The organism is Nocardia sp. TBRC8007 (assembly GCF_056629435.1).
Map to the genome: position 1 here is coordinate 1 of NZ_JBWSOR010000009.1, position 16,816 is coordinate 16,816.

The window sequence follows — 16,816 nt, forward strand, 5'->3', positions numbered from 1 at the left end:
TCAGTCTTTCATCAATGGTGCAAAACTACTGGTAGGCAGGATGATCGAACCTGATAGGGGCGAAACCTTCAGCCGTGCCGGACCGCTACCAGCTTCCCCGGACATCACTGTCCGGAGAGATACCGATAGATGGTCGCTCGGGAGCATCCGAGCATCTTCGCGATATCCGGTGCGCTGATCCCCTTAGCCCTCAGCTGTCGAGCCTTGGCGGCGTCGTCATCGTTGACCTTGCGGGGCCGTCCACCTTTGCGGCCGTTGGCCGCTGCGGCTGCCAGTCCGGCCTGAGTCCGTTCGACCATCGTGTCTCGCTCCAACTGAGCGAATGCGGCCATGATCGTCAGCATCGCCTTGCCCATCGGCCCATCGGTGTGCAGACCTTCGGTGACGCTGCGGAAGCCGATACCGCGCTCTGTCAGGTGCTCGATCAGCTGGAGTACATGAACAGTGTTGCGGCCCAGCCGGTCCAACTTACACACCGTGAGTACATCACCCTCGCGAAGGTGGTCCAGGCACCGATCCAGTTCCGGCCGTTCGGCCTTGGTGCCGGATACGCCATGGTCCGTGAAGATACGTTCGGCACCAGCCGATTCGAGCGCGTCTAGCTGAAGCTGTGGGTCTTGGTCGGTGGTGCTGACTCGTGCGTATCCGATGACTGCCACTGACTCGTTCCTATCTCATAATCCCGTCGATCTAGTGATTTTGAGATTATAGGTTATGAGACGGGTTTTCAAGACAGTTGGTTCGGAAGTTCCTCGAGGGCAACGAGAGTCCGACCGGGGGGCGGTCTCAGTCGCAACAATCGATCGTTTTTGAGACACCGAATTGTGGGAGTGGGACGACACCGGAGTAGGCCCGGAGTCGGCAGGGCAGAGAAGGTGGGCACCGGCAAGCCGTAGAGGCGGACACCGGGGAATCGTCGGATTACAGAGCCCAGACAGGCGGATCTGATAGATACGGCGCTTGACCGAGGAGTGCGCCGGAACGGGCCGAGTGTCGAGCAAGACCCGCGTTCGGCTGGGTAGCACATCCGTGCATAGGCACGTCGAGATCGGCATCACGGCCCCCAGGGGGTATACCCTCCCCATGTCCTTTAGACCGGGGCGTTATGCGGGTTCGAGGCCCTGTACGGGTTGGGGAGTCGCGAAGCCGGGACAATGCGTTTGATATGTTGTGCAATGAGTGATGTATGGCTCGTGGAACATCAAATGGAACACGGGTATCAGTCAATCAGGTGGCTGAGAGCTACCGACGATGTCGGTCAGTCGGACAGCAGTCGAAGTCGATGGTCTGTGTTGTTCCTCAGCGGCAGATCCGCCCCGCGTTTCCGAGTAGTGACAGGTTTCTGCGAGAATCGGGGTGTGACCGATGCCGATATATCTGCCGCACATCATCGGGCTGAGCGCAGTGGTCCGGGAGCGGAGTTTCTGCGTTGTCATCTGCCGATGGCGATTGTGGCACTGGTCATCGTAGTGGCGGTGGTGCTCGTCGCTGCCGAGCGATGGCGGCGGGGGGTGCTGTTCTTCGGCGGTGCGACGTTGCTGGCCGCGGCATTCCGGCTATGCCTTCCGACTGCGCGGGTCGGACTGCTCGCGGTGCGCAGCAAGCCCTTCGACGTCGGTGCGCTGATTTTGCTCGGCTCCAGCATTATATTTCTCGCGGTCACGATCAATACTCTCGGTATCGGCTAGCCGATGCGGGACACTTTCGGCATCGGCTAGCCGATCAGGGTGCAGCCTCTGGCCGCCCCTGAAGCATGCCGCCCCGAGGAGATTCGGTGCGGCTCTCAGCGCTCGGGCCGCACGGCGAACTTTGCCAGTCGCATGGTCTCGGTCAGCAGTTTCGCCACCGCCGCGGTCTCGGTGAGGAACCCGTCGTGCCCATAGCGTGAATTCAGAATCTCCAGTCCGTCGCAGCCGGGTAGCAGATCGGCCAGCTCCTGTTGGGTTTGCAGGGGATACAGCCGGTCGGAGTCGACGCCGCCCACTACGCACGGCACCGTTGTCGCCGCGAGCGCGGTTTCGATGCCGCCACGGCCACGGCCGATGTCGTGTCGGTTCATCGCCTCGGTCAACAGGACATAAGTGGCGGGATCGAAGCGTTTGCACAACTTTTCGGCCTGGTGGTCGAGGTAGCTCTGCACCGCGTAGCGGCCGCCGGCACGGGGATCCTCGCCGCTCTGAGGCTTGTTCTCGAATCGGTGGTCGAGTTCGAATTCGGTGCGGTAGGTCAGGTGCGCGATCCGCCGGGCGATGCCCATACCCGTCATCGGGGCCCGGCCGGTGCCGTGGTAGTTGCCGCCCTGCCAGTCCGGGTCGGCTTTGATCGCTGCGATCTGCGTGGTCTGGGTACCGATCTGGTCGGCGGTGGCGCGGGCGCCGACCGCGAGCACCAGAGCGGCGGCCACCCGCTCGGGCATGTCTACCATCCACTCCAGCACTCGCATCCCGCCCATCGACCCCCCGACCACGGCGGCGAGACGGTCGATGCCGAGCAGGTCCATCAACATCATCTCCGCAGTCACTTGATCGCGGATGGATACCTCCGGAAACCTTGCGCCCCAGGGCTTTCCGTCTGGAGCCCACGAGGAGGGGCCGGTGCTGCCCTTGCAGCCGCCCAGCACATTCGTCGCGATCACACACCACTCGTCGGTATCCAGTGGCGCACCCGGTCCGACCATGCCGTCCCACCAACCTGGCAGTAGGTGGATGTCGTCGGGTCTGCCGACGACGTGCGAGTCACCGGTCAGTGCGTGCTCGACGAGCACGACGTTGTCCAGTCTGGGGGAGAGCTCGCCCCAGCGCTGCACCCCGAGGTGCACATTCGGAACGACCATGCCGTTTTCCAGCGGTACGTCCCCGATGTCGATGGTGCCGAGCTGTCCGTCCGGAGGCGGTAGGGCGATGCCTGTGGTCCGAATGCTCGATTCGGTGCTCACGGTCACGTTGCCGCTGCCGCGAAGCCGGCGCGCAGATCGGTCAGGATGTCTTCGATGCCTTCGATACCCACCGCGAGGCGGACCAGTCCGGGGGTGACACCGGAGGCCAGCTGTTCTTCTGGCGTGAGTTGGGAATGTGTTGTCGAGGCAGGGTGGATCACGAGGGAACGCACATCCCCGATATTGGCTACGTGGCTGTGCAGGGCCAACCCGTCGACGAACTTCTTGCCCGCGTCCACCGCACCCCGCAGTTCGAACGCGACGATCGCGCCGGTGCCTTTCGGAGCCAGCCGTTTCCCGCGTTCATGCCATGGTGAGGAGGGCAGGCCCGCATAGTGGACCGCCTCGACTGCCGGGTGTGTGCTCAAGAACTCGGCGACCTTCTCGGCATTGGCGACGTGCCGTTCCATCCGGAGGCTCAGTGTTTCGATGCCCTGGCTGATCAAGAACGCGTTGAACGGCGAAACCGCCGAGCCGAGATCACGCAACAGTTGCACGCGAGCTTTGACCGCGAAGGCGGGTGCGCCGAGATCGGCGTACACCACGCCATGATAGCTCGGATCGGGGGTGGTGAAGCCGGGGAAACGGGACTGTCCCTGCTCGTCGGTCGCCGTCCAGTCGAAGGAGCCACCATCGACGATCACGCCCGCGACAGCCGCGCCGTGCCCGCCGAGATATTTCGTGGCCGAGTGCACGACGATGTCAGCACCGTGCGCCAGCGGCTGAATCAGGTATGGGGTGGCCACGGTGTTGTCTACGATCAGCGGGATCCCCGCGGCGTGGGCGACGGCGGAGACGCCGGGGATGTCGAATACGGCGCCGCTCGGGTTGGCGATGGTCTCGCCATAGCAAGCTTTGGTGTTCGGACGAATCGCAGCCTCCCACTGCGCCAGATCGTCGGGATTTTCGACGAAGGAGACCTCGACGCCGAGCTTGGCCAGCGAGTAGCGGAAGAGATTGTAGGTGCCGCCGTAGAGGTGCGAACTGGACACGATATGGTCGCCGGCTTCTGCGATATTGAGGATCGCGAAGGTTTCCGCGGCCTGACCGGAGGCGAGCAGCAGTGCGGCCACACCACCCTCCAGGGCGGCGATACGCTGCTCCACCACGTCCTGGGTGGGGTTCGTTATCCGGGTGTAGATGTTGCCCGGCTCGGCCAGGCCGAACAACGCCGCCGCGTGGTCGGTGTCGCGGAAGGCGTAAGAGGTGGTTTGGTAGATCGGTAGGGCGCGGGCTCCGGTGCTGTTGTCGGGAGTCTGGCCCGCGTGGATCTGCTTGGTCTCGAAGGACCACTGCGTCGGGTCGTTCCCGGCCACAGGCGCGGTGGCTTCACTCATTATTGCTCCATAGATGATGTTCGCCGGTACGGGTTAGGGGTTAACGGTGTGACGAGCGACAACACATGCCAGAGACCTCCTGATGCGCGCTTGCTCCCGACTCTCGGGAGCCAGGTCATCACCCGGAGCACCCCACCGCTGCTGGAGGGTTGCCGACCAGCGAGCCGGGGCTTGCCGCTGGTACTCATGACCTATCGGGCATCATAACTGGCGAGTGGTCAGCAGCCGAAATCTGCTGTCGAATTCACTGGCCAGGGCTTGGTCGCGTGAGACAGCACACGCGCACGAAAGCGTCGAAGCTCTCGTTGAGCGCGGTGCGTACCGACTCGGCCGTGGTCGCGATGTCCTCTTCCGTGAAGACTTTGTCGGGCGGGAACTGTTCGTCCGAGCACTCCATGCCGACGTGGCAGATCACTTGCCAGGTCCCGACGATGAGTCGTACTTCGCGCGCGTCAGGTTCGGTACCGAGACGTTCGGCGACCACGGCCGCGGTCGCCGCGTTGTCGGTGCGCTCCAGGCTGCGTGCGTTGACCGATGGACTGCTGCGCAGAATTCGCCGTATCTGCTGGAACTGTCGAAATGAAACCGCGCTATCGGTGTCGGCGGCTCGATCGATCACACGCAGGAAGGCTTCGCGCAGGGCTTCCAGTTCATTGCTGGTACGGGGGAGTTCGCGCAGAGTCTCGGCGACAGCGGCATCGAAGTCCTCGATAGGACCGAGGATTATGTCTTCTTTGCTATCGAAATAGCGATTGACTGTGCGTGGTGAGACGTCTGCGGCATGGGCGACCTGTTCGACCGTGGTTGTGTCGAAGCCGTGCCGGTCGCACAAGTCGAGACCGGCCGCGATGATGCGCAACCTGGTTTGTCGCTTCTTGCGTTCACGCAGCCCCAGGGCTGTGCGGGTGTCCGCGGCGTTGTCGGCCGCGACGGTCGCGCCCATCGGGGCCGATGACTCGAGCATGCTTCCCATGGTATGGCAAGCCATCATTTCCTGTTCAAAGCAGCCAAATGTCGTATTACGACACTTGGCTATTGACGACAAATGTCGCTTACTGCCAGTATGGCTTCAGCGTATCGAAGGACGAGGAGACGGCAATGAGCCAAGTGGTGACAGCGGCGGACCCGCCGCGAAAACAGGGGAGTTCAACGCGCTGGCTCGCGCTGGCGGTGATCGCGGTGGCTCAGCTCATGGTGGTGCTGGATGCCACCATCGTGACTATTTCGCTGCCGTTCGCACAGCGCGATCTCGACATCAGCGATAGCGACCGGCAATGGGTGATCACGGCCTACACACTGATCTTCGGTGGTCTGCTGCTGCTGGGTGGTCGATTGGCCGACTACTTGGGACGACGCCGGATCTTCATCATCGGCCTGATCGGTTTCGCGGCTTCTTCGGCCCTGGCAGGTCTCGCGCAAAGCGGCGCGGAAATGTTCGCGGGCCGCGCACTGCAGGGTGCCTTCGGTGCGCTGCTCGCACCTGCCGCGCTTTCGCTGTTGTCGGTGACCTTCACCGAACCCAGTGAGCGCGCCACCGCTTTCGGGGTGTTCGCCGGCATCTCCGCGGGCGGCGCCGCGCTCGGTCTGATCGCAGGTGGCGTGCTTACCGAATACGCATCGTGGCGCTGGTGCCTACTGGTCAATACGCCAGTAGCGTTGCTCGCATTGTTCGGCGCGCTGGCCTGGGTGATGAAAGATGCTCCCACGAAGCGCACGGGTGGCTATGACGTGCCCGGTGCGGTCACGGTGACGCTCGGCTTGATCGCCGTTGTGTATGGATTCAGTCGTGCCGCGGACGACGGTTGGCTGGCAGGCAGCACGCTGTCGCTGTTGATCGCGGGGGCGGTCCTGCTCGTCATCTTCGTCGCGGTCGAACAGCATTCATCGAATCCCCTGCTGCCGCTGCGTATTCCAGGAGAGATCAACCGGGGCGGCGCGTTCTTGGTGGCGCTGCTCATCCCGATCCCTATGTTCGCGATGCTCCTGTTCCTCAGCTATTACTTCCAGATCACGCTCGGTTATTCTGCGTTGAAGGCGGGCTTCGCGTTCCTGCCTTTACCCGGGGGCATCGTGATCTCAGCGGCTGTCACCAGCGCGTTGCTGCCGAAGCTCGGCCCACGTCCGTTGATGATGGTCGGCGCTGTACTCGGCGTCGTCGGACTGGTGTTGTTGGCCCAGCTGAGCTATGGCGACAGCTATCTCACCAGTGTGTTGCCCGCTCAGGTGATCATCGCGCTCGCCATGGGCCCCTTGTTCATCGGTATGCAGGCTGTCGCACTGCACCAAGTGGGAGAAGAAGACTCGGGTGTCGCCTCCGCCCTGCTGAACGCGGCGCAGCAGATCGGCGGCGCGGTGGGTACGGCACTGCTGACCACTATTTCGGTGCAGGCCGCCCAGGCATTCGCGGAGAACAACCCGGCCATCGACAACCTGGCTGCCCGAGCCGCGATTCACAGCTACGATGTGGCCTTCTATATCGGTGCCGGATTCTTTCTCCTAGCCATCCCGATTATCGCCTTGATGATCCGGGACCGGCCGGAGAATCTGATCGAAGGATCGGAGGAGGAGGCCCGGAGCCCGCTCGCGGTCTGACCAGGTCGTGCGAGGTCCGCGTATCATATCGGTGGTACGCGGACCTCGGCGTTACCCGGACCGGGTCGGCGGCGAGATTGTCATCGCAGTGCGGGAAGCGGATCATTGCGGAGACGGCAGCTCTACACACCTCGCCGCAGCCTGGGTGCCGCTTGGTCGATCGATAACCGGGGTGGTCTGGCTCACTGTCCGGGTTGCCCGCGCGGTGAGAATGTCAGCAGCAGTACGCTTGTCTTGTTTGCACCACACGTCTCGTGGACAGCGCGGGACATATACGTTGTCTGTTGGAACAGCTGGGGTCCGCTCACAAGCGTGTTCACCTGGCCGTGCAATGATGGCACCATCCTAGGAGGACACGAAGATCCATGTCCAAGATCAAGGTTGAAGGCACCGTTGTAGAACTCGACGGTGACGAGATGACTCGGATCATCTGGCAGTTCATCAAGGACAAGTTGATCCACCCCTATCTCGATGTGAATCTGGAGTACTACGACCTCGGTATCGAGTACCGCGACAAGACAGACGATCAAGTCACCGTCGACGCTGCCGAGGCGATCAAGAGACACGGTGTGGGCGTGAAGTGCGCGACTATTACGCCGGACGAGGCACGGGTCAAGGAATTCGGCCTGAAGAAGATGTGGCGTTCGCCCAACGGCACCATCCGTAACATTCTGGGCGGCACCATCTTCCGGGCGCCTATCATCATCTCGAACGTTCCTCGGCTGGTGCCGGGGTGGACCAAGCCGATCATCATCGGTCGACATGCTTTCGGTGACCAGTATCGCGCTACCGACTTCAAAGTGCACCAAGCGGGCACTGTCACCCTCACCTTCACTCCGGAGGACGGCAGCGAGCCGATCGTCCACGAGGTGGTTAAGGTTCCCGAGGACGGCGGCGTTGTACTCGGGATGTACAACTTCAAGAAGTCCATCGAGGATTTCGCGCGGGCTTCGTTCAACTACGGTCTGCAGCAGAACTACCCGGTGTATCTCTCTACGAAGAACACCATCCTGAAGGCCTACGATGGTATGTTCAAAGACACCTTCCAGGACATCTTCGACGCCGAGTTCAAGACCCAGTTCGACGCGGCGGGCCTGACCTACGAGCATCGCTTGATCGACGATATGGTCGCCTCGTCCATGAAATGGGAGGGCGGCTACGTCTGGGCGTGCAAGAACTACGACGGCGATGTACAGTCCGACACGGTGGCGCAGGGCTTCGGTTCTCTCGGTCTGATGACCTCCGTGCTGCTGACTCCGGACGGCAGGACCTGTGAGGCAGAGGCCGCGCACGGGACTGTCACCCGGCACTTCCGCCAGCACCAGCAGGGCAAGCCGACCTCGACCAACCCGATCGCGTCGATTTTCGCCTGGACTCGTGGTCTGGAGCACCGCGGCAAGCTGGACAATGCCCCCGAAGTGATCGGCTTCGCGCAGACCTTGGAGGACGTTGTCATCAAGACCGTCGAGGGTGGCCAGATGACCAAGGACCTCGCGCTGCTCGTCGGGGGGGACCAGGGATACCTGAGCACTGAGGAGTTCCTCGGCGCTCTGGATGCCAATCTGGCTCGCGCGCTGCGCTGAATCGGCTCGTTCGACCTACTTCGGTGCTGGGGCGTACCCAGCGCCGGGCATGAATGCCATCGGGCACCCGCCCCACGTGTAAGTGGAACGGGTGCCCGGATTGTTTCCGGTCAGTTTCGGTGCGATTTCCTCTTGATTGCCAGACGGGTGGTTCCATCGCCGGAAGATGCCATGTTTTTACCGGCAGTATGGCGATGAAGAGGGCTGCTGCGGTTATGCTGATCTCGAGCGCCGTCAATGTAGCCGGCGTTCCCGCTGTCATCCGAATCAGGTCGGCAGTTTGCCCGGCGTGGCTGCCGAACTGAGCGGCCATTGGTCTTCTCCGTGAGATCCCACCTTGTCGTGAACTGACTGGTGGAGGAATTCCTCTCGATCCAGCCGTGTTCGAAATCCATTCGGTGTGGACAACTCGCCACTGACGGGCCATCGCAGCGGTGACGAAGTCCCGTCCAGGCGGGCCTCGATCAACCCGTAAACCTCCCAGGCGCCGGCCTTTGGGGGCCAGTAGGGTGACGTGATGGGCGAAGACTTGTCTGTCTACCTGCAAGTTTGTAGTTTTGTCTCAGAGAGTTCTCGTGCCGATGACGTTACTCGAGGAGTGCGAGGAAGTCAGACTGCTGACTGTGGCCGGGCCAAGGTGAAATCGACAAGGATCGGAACGCATGGCGCATATCGAGGAGATCAGGGATATAGATACCTCTCCGGAAGAGGTATGGGCTTTTGTCGCCAACCCGCATACTTGGGGCGAATGGTTCACGAACATAGACCATTTTCTGAAGGAGCCGCCAACGGTACTGACCGAGGGCGCCAAGCTGGCTGTCAAGTTCACGTTGCTCGGCATGACGAGCGATTCCGAAGTAACCGTTGTCTCGATGGCCGCACCGAATACGCTGATCATTCGCAGTGAAACAACTGGGGTGAAGACTGATTTCGTCTATGACATCCAGCCGAACGGCGATGGCAGCACGATCACGGTGCAGTGTGAATTCTCCGGACTGATGATCAGGGGCTCACTCGCCAAGGCAGTGGAGTCGATCGGCCGTGAACAGCTCGATCGAAACCTCACACAGCTCACCGCGCTGGCCTCGGGGAACACGACGCCGTCTGGTGATTCAGGGCCAGTGGACAGCTGATGCCGCAGGGGCGGCATCCGACCAGCACGGTACGGTCAGCGTGTGCCATGCATCTCGACGGTGAACGTGAACGGTGTCCGCGCGGCCGCGAGGAAAGGCCTACTCGCCTGGTTGGCGACCACAGCGGCCGACGTTGTCTGTCTGCAAGAAACCCGCGCCACCGATGAACAGGTCAGAGTCGCACTGGCATCCGCGCTGGACGCGGGGTGGCAGTTGACGCACGCCGAGCCGGAATCAAAGGGACGTGCCGGCGTCGGCATTTTGTCTCGACAGGCGCCGCGCGCAGTGCGGATCGGTTTCGGCAGTGACGAGTTCGGGGCCGCGGGTCGTTATCTAGAGGCCGATTTCGACGACACCACGGTGGCGAGTGTGTATGTGCACTCTGGTGAAGCGGGCACCGCGCGCCAGAACGAGAAGTATCGTTTCATGGCCGAACTCGGTGCCTACTTGACCACGCGGCCCGGCGATTTCGTGGTGGCAGGCGACTGGAACATCGCGCACACCGAGCGGGATCTGAAGAATTGGAAGGGCAACCTGAAGTCGGCCGGGTTTCTGCCGGAAGAGCGCGCCTGGATCGATGAGTTGCTGGCCGCGGGCTATATCGACGTGGTGCGCAGCTTGCATCCCGGGGTCGAAGGCCCCTACAGCTGGTGGTCGTACCGCGGGCGTGCCTTCGACAACGATAGTGGATGGCGCATCGATTACCATCTGGTCCGGGGTGAGCTCGCCACGCGCGCTGAACATGCGCGGGTAGAGCGGGCCGATGCTTACGATCAGCGCTGGTCCGACCACGCACCCGTCACGGTGCGGTACCAGTGAATCGCGCACAGGTGAATTGGTCGGGCTGGACCGATGCGCCGCGAGCGTAAATGTTCGCACGGCCTATCCGGTACGGCGCGCTGATAGGTCAAAGTGTGGTCACGATTCTGGTAGAGGGTGTTGCCAGAGTGGTTGATTCTGTCGGATCCTGTTGCTGGATGCTCTCGAGGAGACCGCGATGTCCGAGCCCGGCTACTTCAGTGACCATTCGATGGTTCGACGAGTCATGCGCAAGCGTGCGGTAGGTCTCACCTATGGTCTGCGCGCTCTGGTCGTCGGCGCGGTACACCCGCTGCTCTATGTCGGCACCGCGGAAAACACCGAGCATCGGACGATGCCCTACACCAGGCTCGCGCTGACCGGGAGGCTGTTCGAGGCGGTGTTCCTCGGCAGTAAGACCGAGGCCGATCGCGCGCTGGCGTTCACCAAAAAGAAGCACAGTACAGTTCGTGGCGCGCTGCCAGAGGACGCGGGCGCCCATTACCCGGCGGGCACCCGATACTCCGCGCTCGACCCGCACCTGATGTTCATGACGATGGCCTTCGCCTTCGATTCTGCTGAGGTGATGCACGACTTGCTGGTGCGTACCCTGAGCGACGACGAACGGGAAGGTCTCTACCAGGACTATGTGCGTTGGGGTGAGCTATTCGGTATGTCCGCGGCCGCCGCACCGGGCAGCTATCGAGAGTTCCGCGCATTCTTCGACCATTACCTCCACTCCAGTGAACTGTTTCTCACCGAAGAGGCGCGGCTGGTCGGATCTTATCTGGCCGGCCAGCGCGTACCGTATGCGCCCGGTATGCCGCTACGGCAGGTTACCTCGGCGTTCTATCTGCTGGTGCAGGGTAGTTTGCCGTCGCGTATCCGCCGGATGTACGGGATGCGCTGGGGGATTGCGGACGAGGCCGCCTATCTGATGCTGGCGCGTGCAGTCCGTACTGCGCATGTGCCGGTCCCACTGCTGCCCGAGATATTACACGGCGCCCTCGCAGGCCCCAGCGCGCCGGTATACACCATGCTCGCCGAACGCGAACGCGAACTGGTCGGCAGTGGGCGGCCGAGCATGCCGGGGATCGATCCGCGGAACTGGGTGCAGCGGAATCCGGCTTGAACCGCATGCGAAGATCGGTGGCATGTCCAGTCCTGCGCCCACTCCGGCCGCCGAACGCACACAGCGGGTTCTGTCCGGGATCCAGCCGACCAGCTCCTCATTTCATCTCGGGAACTACCTTGGCGCGTTGCAGTACTGGGTGACCATGCAAGACGACTATGACACGTTGTATTTCATCCCTGATCTGCACGCGATCACCGTGCCGCAGGACCCGAAGGAGCTGAAAGCGCGGACCAGGGCCGCCGCCGCGCAGCTGCTCGCGCTCGGTATCGACCCGAAGAGGTCTACCCTTTTCGTGCAGAGTCAGGTACCCGAACACGCCGAATTGGCCTGGGTACTCAGCTGTATCACGGGCTTCGGCGAGGCGAGCCGGATGACCCAGTTCAAGGACAAGTCGGTGAAACAGGGCGCGGAGAACGCGACCGTCGGCCTGTTCACCTACCCAGTGCTGATGGCCGCGGATATCCTGCTCTACCGGACCCATCAGGTTCCGGTCGGTGAAGATCAACGGCAACACTTGGAACTCACCCGAAACCTGGCGCAGCGCTTCAACACCCGGTTCAAGAAGACGTTCGTGGTGCCGGAGGCGCATATCGTCAAGGGCACTGCGAAGATCTACGACCTGCAGGATCCGACCGCGAAGATGAGCAAGTCGGCCACCACCGACGCGGGCCTGATCAACCTGCTGGATGACCCGAAGATCACCGTGCGGAAAGTGAAATCGGCGGTCACCGACACCGGACGCGAGATCCGCTACGACACCGAGCGCAAGCCGGGCATCAGCAACTTGCTGGTGGTCCTGAGTGCGCTGACCACAACGCCGATCATCACGCTGGAGAAGGATTTCGAGGGCAAAGGCTATGGCGAGCTGAAGGCGGCTGTCGCCGACGCGCTGGTGGAGTTCGTCACACCATTGCAGGCGAAGGTGCGAGAATATCTGTCGGATCGAGGGGAGCTGGACCGGGTCCTCGCCACCGGAGCCGAGCGGGCGCGCGAGATCGCGGGCAGTACTCTTGCACAGGTATACGATCGAGTCGGCCTGTTGGGCCGCTGAGCACCGTTCGTGAGTTTTCGCGTCGAAAGGCGAATGGTGCGGTGATCGACACTATCGTGACGGGGGTCAAGCGCTGGATTCAGGCCCGACCCTGGTTGGAGCATCTGGTCCGGGCGGCAGGCCGCTACCGTGACCAACGGGGCGACCATTACGCGGCAGGCATCACGTATTTCACTGTGCTGTCGCTGTTTCCGCTGTTGATGGTCGCTTTCTCGGTCGCGGGCCTGGTCTTGTCCAGCAATCCCGACTTGATCGATATGGTGCGGGCCAAGATCATCGAGAATATGCCGGGCCTATTCGGCACGCAGGTGAGCGATCTGATCGACCGGGCGATCGAATCACGGGGCACGGTCGGCGTGCTGGGTCTGCTCGTCGGGATCTATACCGGTCTCGGTTGGATGACCCATCTGCGCGCTGCGCTCACCGAGCAATGGGAGCAGCGGACCACTGAGCGCAACTGGCTGGTGACCAAACTCTCCGATCTGGGCGCGTTGGTCGGTCTCGGTCTTGCTCTCACAATTCTGCTCGGCTTGTCGGCGTTGGCGTCGAGCGCGCTCGGTACGCAACTGCTCAGAGGTCTCGGCCTCATTGATCTCCCTGGCGCCGATTTACTGCTGAGGGTGGCTTCCATCCTGCTCGGGCTCCTGGGCTCCTGGGCGATGTTCGCCTGGATCATTGCCCGGCTTCCGCGTGAACCGGTCACGCTGGCCAGTGCGGCCAAGGCGGCGGCGTTGGCCGCGCCGGTATTCGAAGTATTCAAGCTCGTTGCCTCGCTCTATCTGCAAATAGTCCTGAACAGTCCCGCGGGTGCTACATTCGGTTCGATCATCGGCCTGATGGTGTTCACCTACACCACCTACCGCATCACGCTGTTCGCTACCGCATGGGCCGCCACTGCCGCCGAGAACGAGCCGGAGGCCGAGATCTCCCCGCCCGGCACTGCTGTGATCGTGCCCCGGGTCGGCGCCAGCGGCCTGCCGGTGGGCGCGGGCGCCAGTTACTTTGGTGCGGGTGTCCTTGCCGCCCTTATTCTTTCGAGGTTGCGGAGGCTTTCCGGCCATCGTTGACCGGAAAGCGCCGAGTCGGGCGACCCCTCATGTTCTCCGAGTGGTCGAACGTTGGCGGGTATCTACGCTGTGCGGTGCCTCGACCGCGACCAGCTGGTCGCTCGGCCGGATCGTGGGTAACTGGTCGCTATCGCTGTCGTGGTGTTGGGAACGATGTTGTCCACTCGTTATCAACCGCGACTGGGTGCGCTGAATCGCGATCCGATCGTCGATGGGTCGATGTGGGTTCAGCCAGTGTATGTGCGCTGGATGCGGCAGAATCGATGCATGTCGGTCGAGCTACCCGTGCGCGGCGCGGTGCGGACGCTGCGCGAGCGGAAGAAGGAGCGCGATCGCCGGACGATTCGCCTGGAAGCGTTCCGGCTGTTCCGTGCGCAGGGCTACAGCGAGACGACTATCGAGCAGATCGCCGCAGCGGCTGATGTCTCGCCGAGTACCTTTCTTCGCTATTTCCAGACCAAAGAGCAGCTCGTGCTCACCGATGACCTCGATCCGTTGCTGGTGGAGGCGCTGCGGCGTCAGCCGCGCGATATCACTCCGATGGCTGCTTTCCGCAACGCGGTGCTAGAGGTCTTCGCGGAGCTGCCCGCCGCCGCTCTGGGCTTCGAGCAGGAGCGGCAGGCGTTGCTGCACCACGTGCCGGAGTTGCGGTCAGCTATAGGCGTGGAGATCATCCGTAGTATCGACCTCATTGCGCACTTGCTGGCCGAGCACACCGGCCGCTGTGCCGACGATTTCGAGGTTCGGGTAGCGGCGGGCGCTATGGCGGGCGCAGCTTTGGCCATCTCGACGATCACACCAATGAATGTCGAGAACATCACCCATACATTGGATTTTTTGAACGCTGGTCTCCCGATCGGGACGAATCGCGCATCCTGAGGGTCGACTCCGATCCCATCATTACTCGACCGGGAGCCGAGTCCGGGCAGCGTCAGAGCGCAGTAAGCGGTCGGGTGTGTCGTCGTCCATGGTCGCGAAGAAGCCGCCGAGCACATCTTCGATCTGGGCAACCGAGTCCGCGCAGTAGAGAACCGGTTGGTAGCGGGTGATGTCGTAATTCGCGCTGCCCATCTCGGTGACATCCAGTGGCCGGAGTTCGACATGCCGGAATTCCTCGATCTCTCCGAAAGACGACAGCAGGCCTGCTCCGTAGCAACGGATTTCGCCATGCTCGCGAACGACGCCGAATTCCATCGAGAACCAGAAGACGTTGGCGAGGAATTTCAGTGCGCGCTCGGTGTTCAGCCTGCTCGCCGCCGCGCCGACCATGGCGTAGATGGCCGCGAAACGTGGGCTGGCGATCTGGTTGGCGTGCCCGATGATCTCGTGGATGGCATCTGGTTCCGGAGTGTACAGCGGTGCGGAATGATGCCGGATGTATTGGGTCGAGTGGAAGGTTCGCGCGGCGAAGGAGCTGAAGAACTCCCGTAGCGGTACTAGGCCCGCGGCCGGGACATAGCGGAATCCGGTGAGTGGCTCCAGCGCCGCGGATACCTCGTCCAACTGCGGAATGTGATCAGTGGGCAGGGCTAGTGCCGCAGCGGCCGTGAGTATTTCGGCACTGGCATAGGTGTGGTGTTTGCGGGCTAGCTCCGTCGATACGATCCGCCACACCCGCTGCTCGGAGTCGGTATAGGCGATACGGGAGAGCGGCTTTCCTGGCGTGTATTCCAGGGCCGCCGCGGCGATGGCATTGCGGCGGACCCGATACGAAAGATCGTGTACGCCGGGATGCTCTTCGCATAGGTGCACAGTCACGTCGCCGTTACCGGTGCTGGTCACCGGCGAGTACAGCTGGGCCTCGGTGAACATACTTCGATGCAAGCATCGTCGAACGCCATCGACAACAAAAGCCCGTCAAACTGAGCAAAATGCCTAGTTTAATTCACTTTTCCAGTGGATTCTGTCGGCGAATGGCATTCGCTGTCGGCCGAACAGTGTCCGACATCGCCGACTTTGGGCCGGTGTGCGTGGATTGGTCGCCGACCAGGTTGTGCTGGCACTCCGTAATAGGAGCCATACCCCTGCGTGGTAAGTAAGGCGAGTCGAGTTCGTGATTTGCCAGACATGAGCGGGCATCATGACGCAAGATGGCGAAAGTAAGAAGGAGGGCGCATGAAGTACGTGCGGATCGATCTCGATCAAGAATTGCTCGACGCGGCTGCCGCTATCATGGGCACTTCGACGAGTGCTACCACCGTCAACGAGGCTTTGCGCCGAATCGTTGTGCACGAGCGCCAGTTGCGCCATCTGGAGAAGCTCGCCTCGGACGTGTTGTTCGCTGTGCCGGAGCCGGAGGTCGTCGGCGCCGATCGGTAGCAGGGTGCCTGACCGTGCGTCGGCTGTTCCCGGCATCTCGTGGCTCGTGACCAGGCATCGCACGCGTCCGTAGTCGGCTTGTTCGATGTGGGCGAGGTGTCGGTGCCTGCTGGCAGAATCCGGGAAACTGTTGGCGTGACCGAGGGGGTGGAGTCATGGCGGTTTCCCTAGTCGATGTGCCTGCCGCGCAGCGGCCGCGCGAGCGTCTGCTGGCGCTCGGGCCGCAGGCGCTCAGCGACGCGGAGTTGCTCGCACTGTTGTTGCGACATGGCAGGCGCGGTGCGAGCGCATTGGATTTGGCGGTGGAATTGCTGGTCGAGCACGGTGGGCTGACCGGATTGGCGTCGGTGCGACCGGAGGAGTTGTCGCGGCGAGCTGGGATCGGGGTGGCGAAGGCCAGCACGATCATCGCCGCGTTCCATATCGGTGCGCGGGCGCGCGGCGGGCAGGATATCGCGATCCGGTTGGCCAGTGCCGCCGACGTGGCTGCCGCTGCTCGGGCGCAGTTTGCCGGCGCCAGGGTGGAGCGGCTGCTGGTGCTGGTGTGCGATACTCAGAATCGGTTGCGCCAGAAGGTATTCGTCGCGCAGGGCGCCGTCGATCAGGTCGCGGTCCCGGTTCGGGAGATCCTTAATACTGTGTTGCGCCATGATGGCCGTGGCTTCGCCGTCGTGCACAATCATCCTTCCGGCGATCCCACCCCGAGTGCCGATGATCGCCGCGCGACCACCATTCTCGCCGAAGCCGCTCATATCGTCGGCCTCCGTTTCCTCGACCACATAGTGATCGCGGGGGAGAAGTGGGCCAGCGCCCCAGGCCATCCGATTCCTTGACCGGAGCGCGCTGGTGCTACCCCGAAGGCCGCC

General features: G+C 62.4%; 16 protein-coding genes and 1 riboswitch. Of the genes, 11 read left to right on the forward strand and 5 right to left on the reverse strand.

Going from position 1 to position 16,816, the window contains the following annotated elements; genetic code table 11:
• Window positions 1-104: 104 nt before the first annotated feature.
• Entirely contained in the window at window positions 105-659 is a 555-nt protein-coding gene (locus ACX4ZE_RS10635) for a recombinase family protein (RefSeq protein ID WP_480273193.1), read from the reverse strand.
• A 783-nt stretch (window positions 660-1,442) separates the two neighbouring features.
• Between ACX4ZE_RS10635 and ACX4ZE_RS10640 the strand changes: the two genes are divergently transcribed.
• Window positions 1,443-1,688 carry a DUF3017 domain-containing protein gene (locus ACX4ZE_RS10640; RefSeq protein ID WP_480273317.1) on the forward strand — a complete coding sequence of 82 codons (246 nt, stop codon included), beginning with the start codon at window positions 1,443-1,445 and terminating at the stop codon, window positions 1,686-1,688.
• Between the two features lie 95 nt (window positions 1,689-1,783).
• Here ACX4ZE_RS10640 and metX read toward each other — a convergent pair whose 3' ends face one another.
• The 3 genes from metX to ACX4ZE_RS10655 form a co-directional block, all read right to left on the reverse strand.
• On the reverse strand, window positions 1,784-2,941 hold the full coding sequence (gene metX, locus ACX4ZE_RS10645) for a homoserine O-acetyltransferase MetX (protein ID WP_480273194.1): 1,158 nt from the start codon (window positions 2,939-2,941) through the stop codon (window positions 1,784-1,786).
• Window positions 2,938-4,272 carry a bifunctional o-acetylhomoserine/o-acetylserine sulfhydrylase gene (locus tag ACX4ZE_RS10650; RefSeq protein WP_480273195.1) on the reverse strand — a complete coding sequence of 445 codons (1,335 nt, stop codon included), beginning with the start codon at window positions 4,270-4,272 and terminating at the stop codon, window positions 2,938-2,940. Before ACX4ZE_RS10650 ends, metX begins: the two co-directional genes overlap by 4 nt.
• Before the next feature lie 81 nt (window positions 4,273-4,353).
• A riboswitch (SAM riboswitch) is annotated at window positions 4,354-4,464 on the reverse strand.
• Between the two features lie 52 nt (window positions 4,465-4,516).
• Entirely contained in the window at window positions 4,517-5,236 is a 720-nt protein-coding gene (locus ACX4ZE_RS10655; RefSeq protein ID WP_480273196.1) for a TetR family transcriptional regulator, read from the reverse strand.
• 134 nt (window positions 5,237-5,370) lie between these two features.
• On the opposite strand from ACX4ZE_RS10655, the gene ACX4ZE_RS10660 reads away from it, so the two are divergent.
• The 8 genes from ACX4ZE_RS10660 (at window position 5,371) to ACX4ZE_RS10695 (ending at window position 14,510) form a co-directional block, all read left to right on the forward strand.
• Window positions 5,371-6,864: an MFS transporter gene (locus tag ACX4ZE_RS10660; RefSeq protein WP_480273197.1), complete on the forward strand. Its 1,494-nt coding sequence runs from the start codon at window positions 5,371-5,373 to the stop codon at window positions 6,862-6,864.
• Window positions 6,865-7,229: 365 nt separating this feature from the next.
• Window positions 7,230-8,447: an NADP-dependent isocitrate dehydrogenase gene (locus ACX4ZE_RS10665; protein WP_480273198.1), complete on the forward strand. Its 1,218-nt coding sequence runs from the start codon at window positions 7,230-7,232 to the stop codon at window positions 8,445-8,447.
• A 662-nt stretch (window positions 8,448-9,109) separates the two neighbouring features.
• The gene (locus tag ACX4ZE_RS10670; protein ID WP_480273199.1) at window positions 9,110-9,580 is read left to right on the forward strand and encodes a type II toxin-antitoxin system Rv0910 family toxin; all 471 of its coding nucleotides are present in this window, start codon (window positions 9,110-9,112) and stop codon (window positions 9,578-9,580) included.
• 42 nt (window positions 9,581-9,622) lie between these two features.
• The gene (locus ACX4ZE_RS10675) at window positions 9,623-10,399 is read left to right on the forward strand and encodes an exodeoxyribonuclease III (protein ID WP_480273200.1); all 777 of its coding nucleotides are present in this window, start codon (window positions 9,623-9,625) and stop codon (window positions 10,397-10,399) included.
• A 178-nt stretch (window positions 10,400-10,577) separates the two neighbouring features.
• Window positions 10,578-11,510 carry an oxygenase MpaB family protein gene (locus ACX4ZE_RS10680; protein ID WP_480273201.1) on the forward strand — a complete coding sequence of 311 codons (933 nt, stop codon included), beginning with the start codon at window positions 10,578-10,580 and terminating at the stop codon, window positions 11,508-11,510.
• Between the two features lie 22 nt (window positions 11,511-11,532).
• The gene (gene trpS / locus ACX4ZE_RS10685; protein WP_480273202.1) at window positions 11,533-12,564 is read left to right on the forward strand and encodes a tryptophan--tRNA ligase; all 1,032 of its coding nucleotides are present in this window, start codon (window positions 11,533-11,535) and stop codon (window positions 12,562-12,564) included.
• A gap of 41 nt (window positions 12,565-12,605) precedes the next feature.
• A complete protein-coding gene (gene yhjD, locus ACX4ZE_RS10690; RefSeq protein WP_480273203.1) occupies window positions 12,606-13,631 on the forward strand; it encodes an inner membrane protein YhjD in 1,026 nt (341 codons plus the stop codon).
• Window positions 13,632-13,898: 267 nt separating this feature from the next.
• Window positions 13,899-14,510, forward strand: a complete 612-nt coding sequence (locus tag ACX4ZE_RS10695; protein WP_480273204.1) for a TetR/AcrR family transcriptional regulator — start codon at window positions 13,899-13,901, stop codon at window positions 14,508-14,510.
• Window positions 14,511-14,531: 21 nt separating this feature from the next.
• On the opposite strand, the gene ACX4ZE_RS10700 is transcribed toward ACX4ZE_RS10695, so the two are convergent.
• Window positions 14,532-15,443 carry a phenylalanine 4-monooxygenase gene (locus ACX4ZE_RS10700; protein WP_480273205.1) on the reverse strand — a complete coding sequence of 304 codons (912 nt, stop codon included), beginning with the start codon at window positions 15,441-15,443 and terminating at the stop codon, window positions 14,532-14,534.
• A 303-nt stretch (window positions 15,444-15,746) separates the two neighbouring features.
• Here ACX4ZE_RS10700 and ACX4ZE_RS10705 point away from each other — a divergent pair, with 303 nt between their 5' ends.
• Both ACX4ZE_RS10705 and radC read left to right on the forward strand, forming a co-directional pair.
• Window positions 15,747-15,950: a type II toxin-antitoxin system VapB family antitoxin gene (locus ACX4ZE_RS10705; RefSeq protein ID WP_480273206.1), complete on the forward strand. Its 204-nt coding sequence runs from the start codon at window positions 15,747-15,749 to the stop codon at window positions 15,948-15,950.
• A 155-nt stretch (window positions 15,951-16,105) separates the two neighbouring features.
• Window positions 16,106-16,783: a RadC family protein gene (gene radC, locus ACX4ZE_RS10710; RefSeq protein ID WP_480273207.1), complete on the forward strand. Its 678-nt coding sequence runs from the start codon at window positions 16,106-16,108 to the stop codon at window positions 16,781-16,783.
• Window positions 16,784-16,816 lie beyond the last annotated feature (33 nt).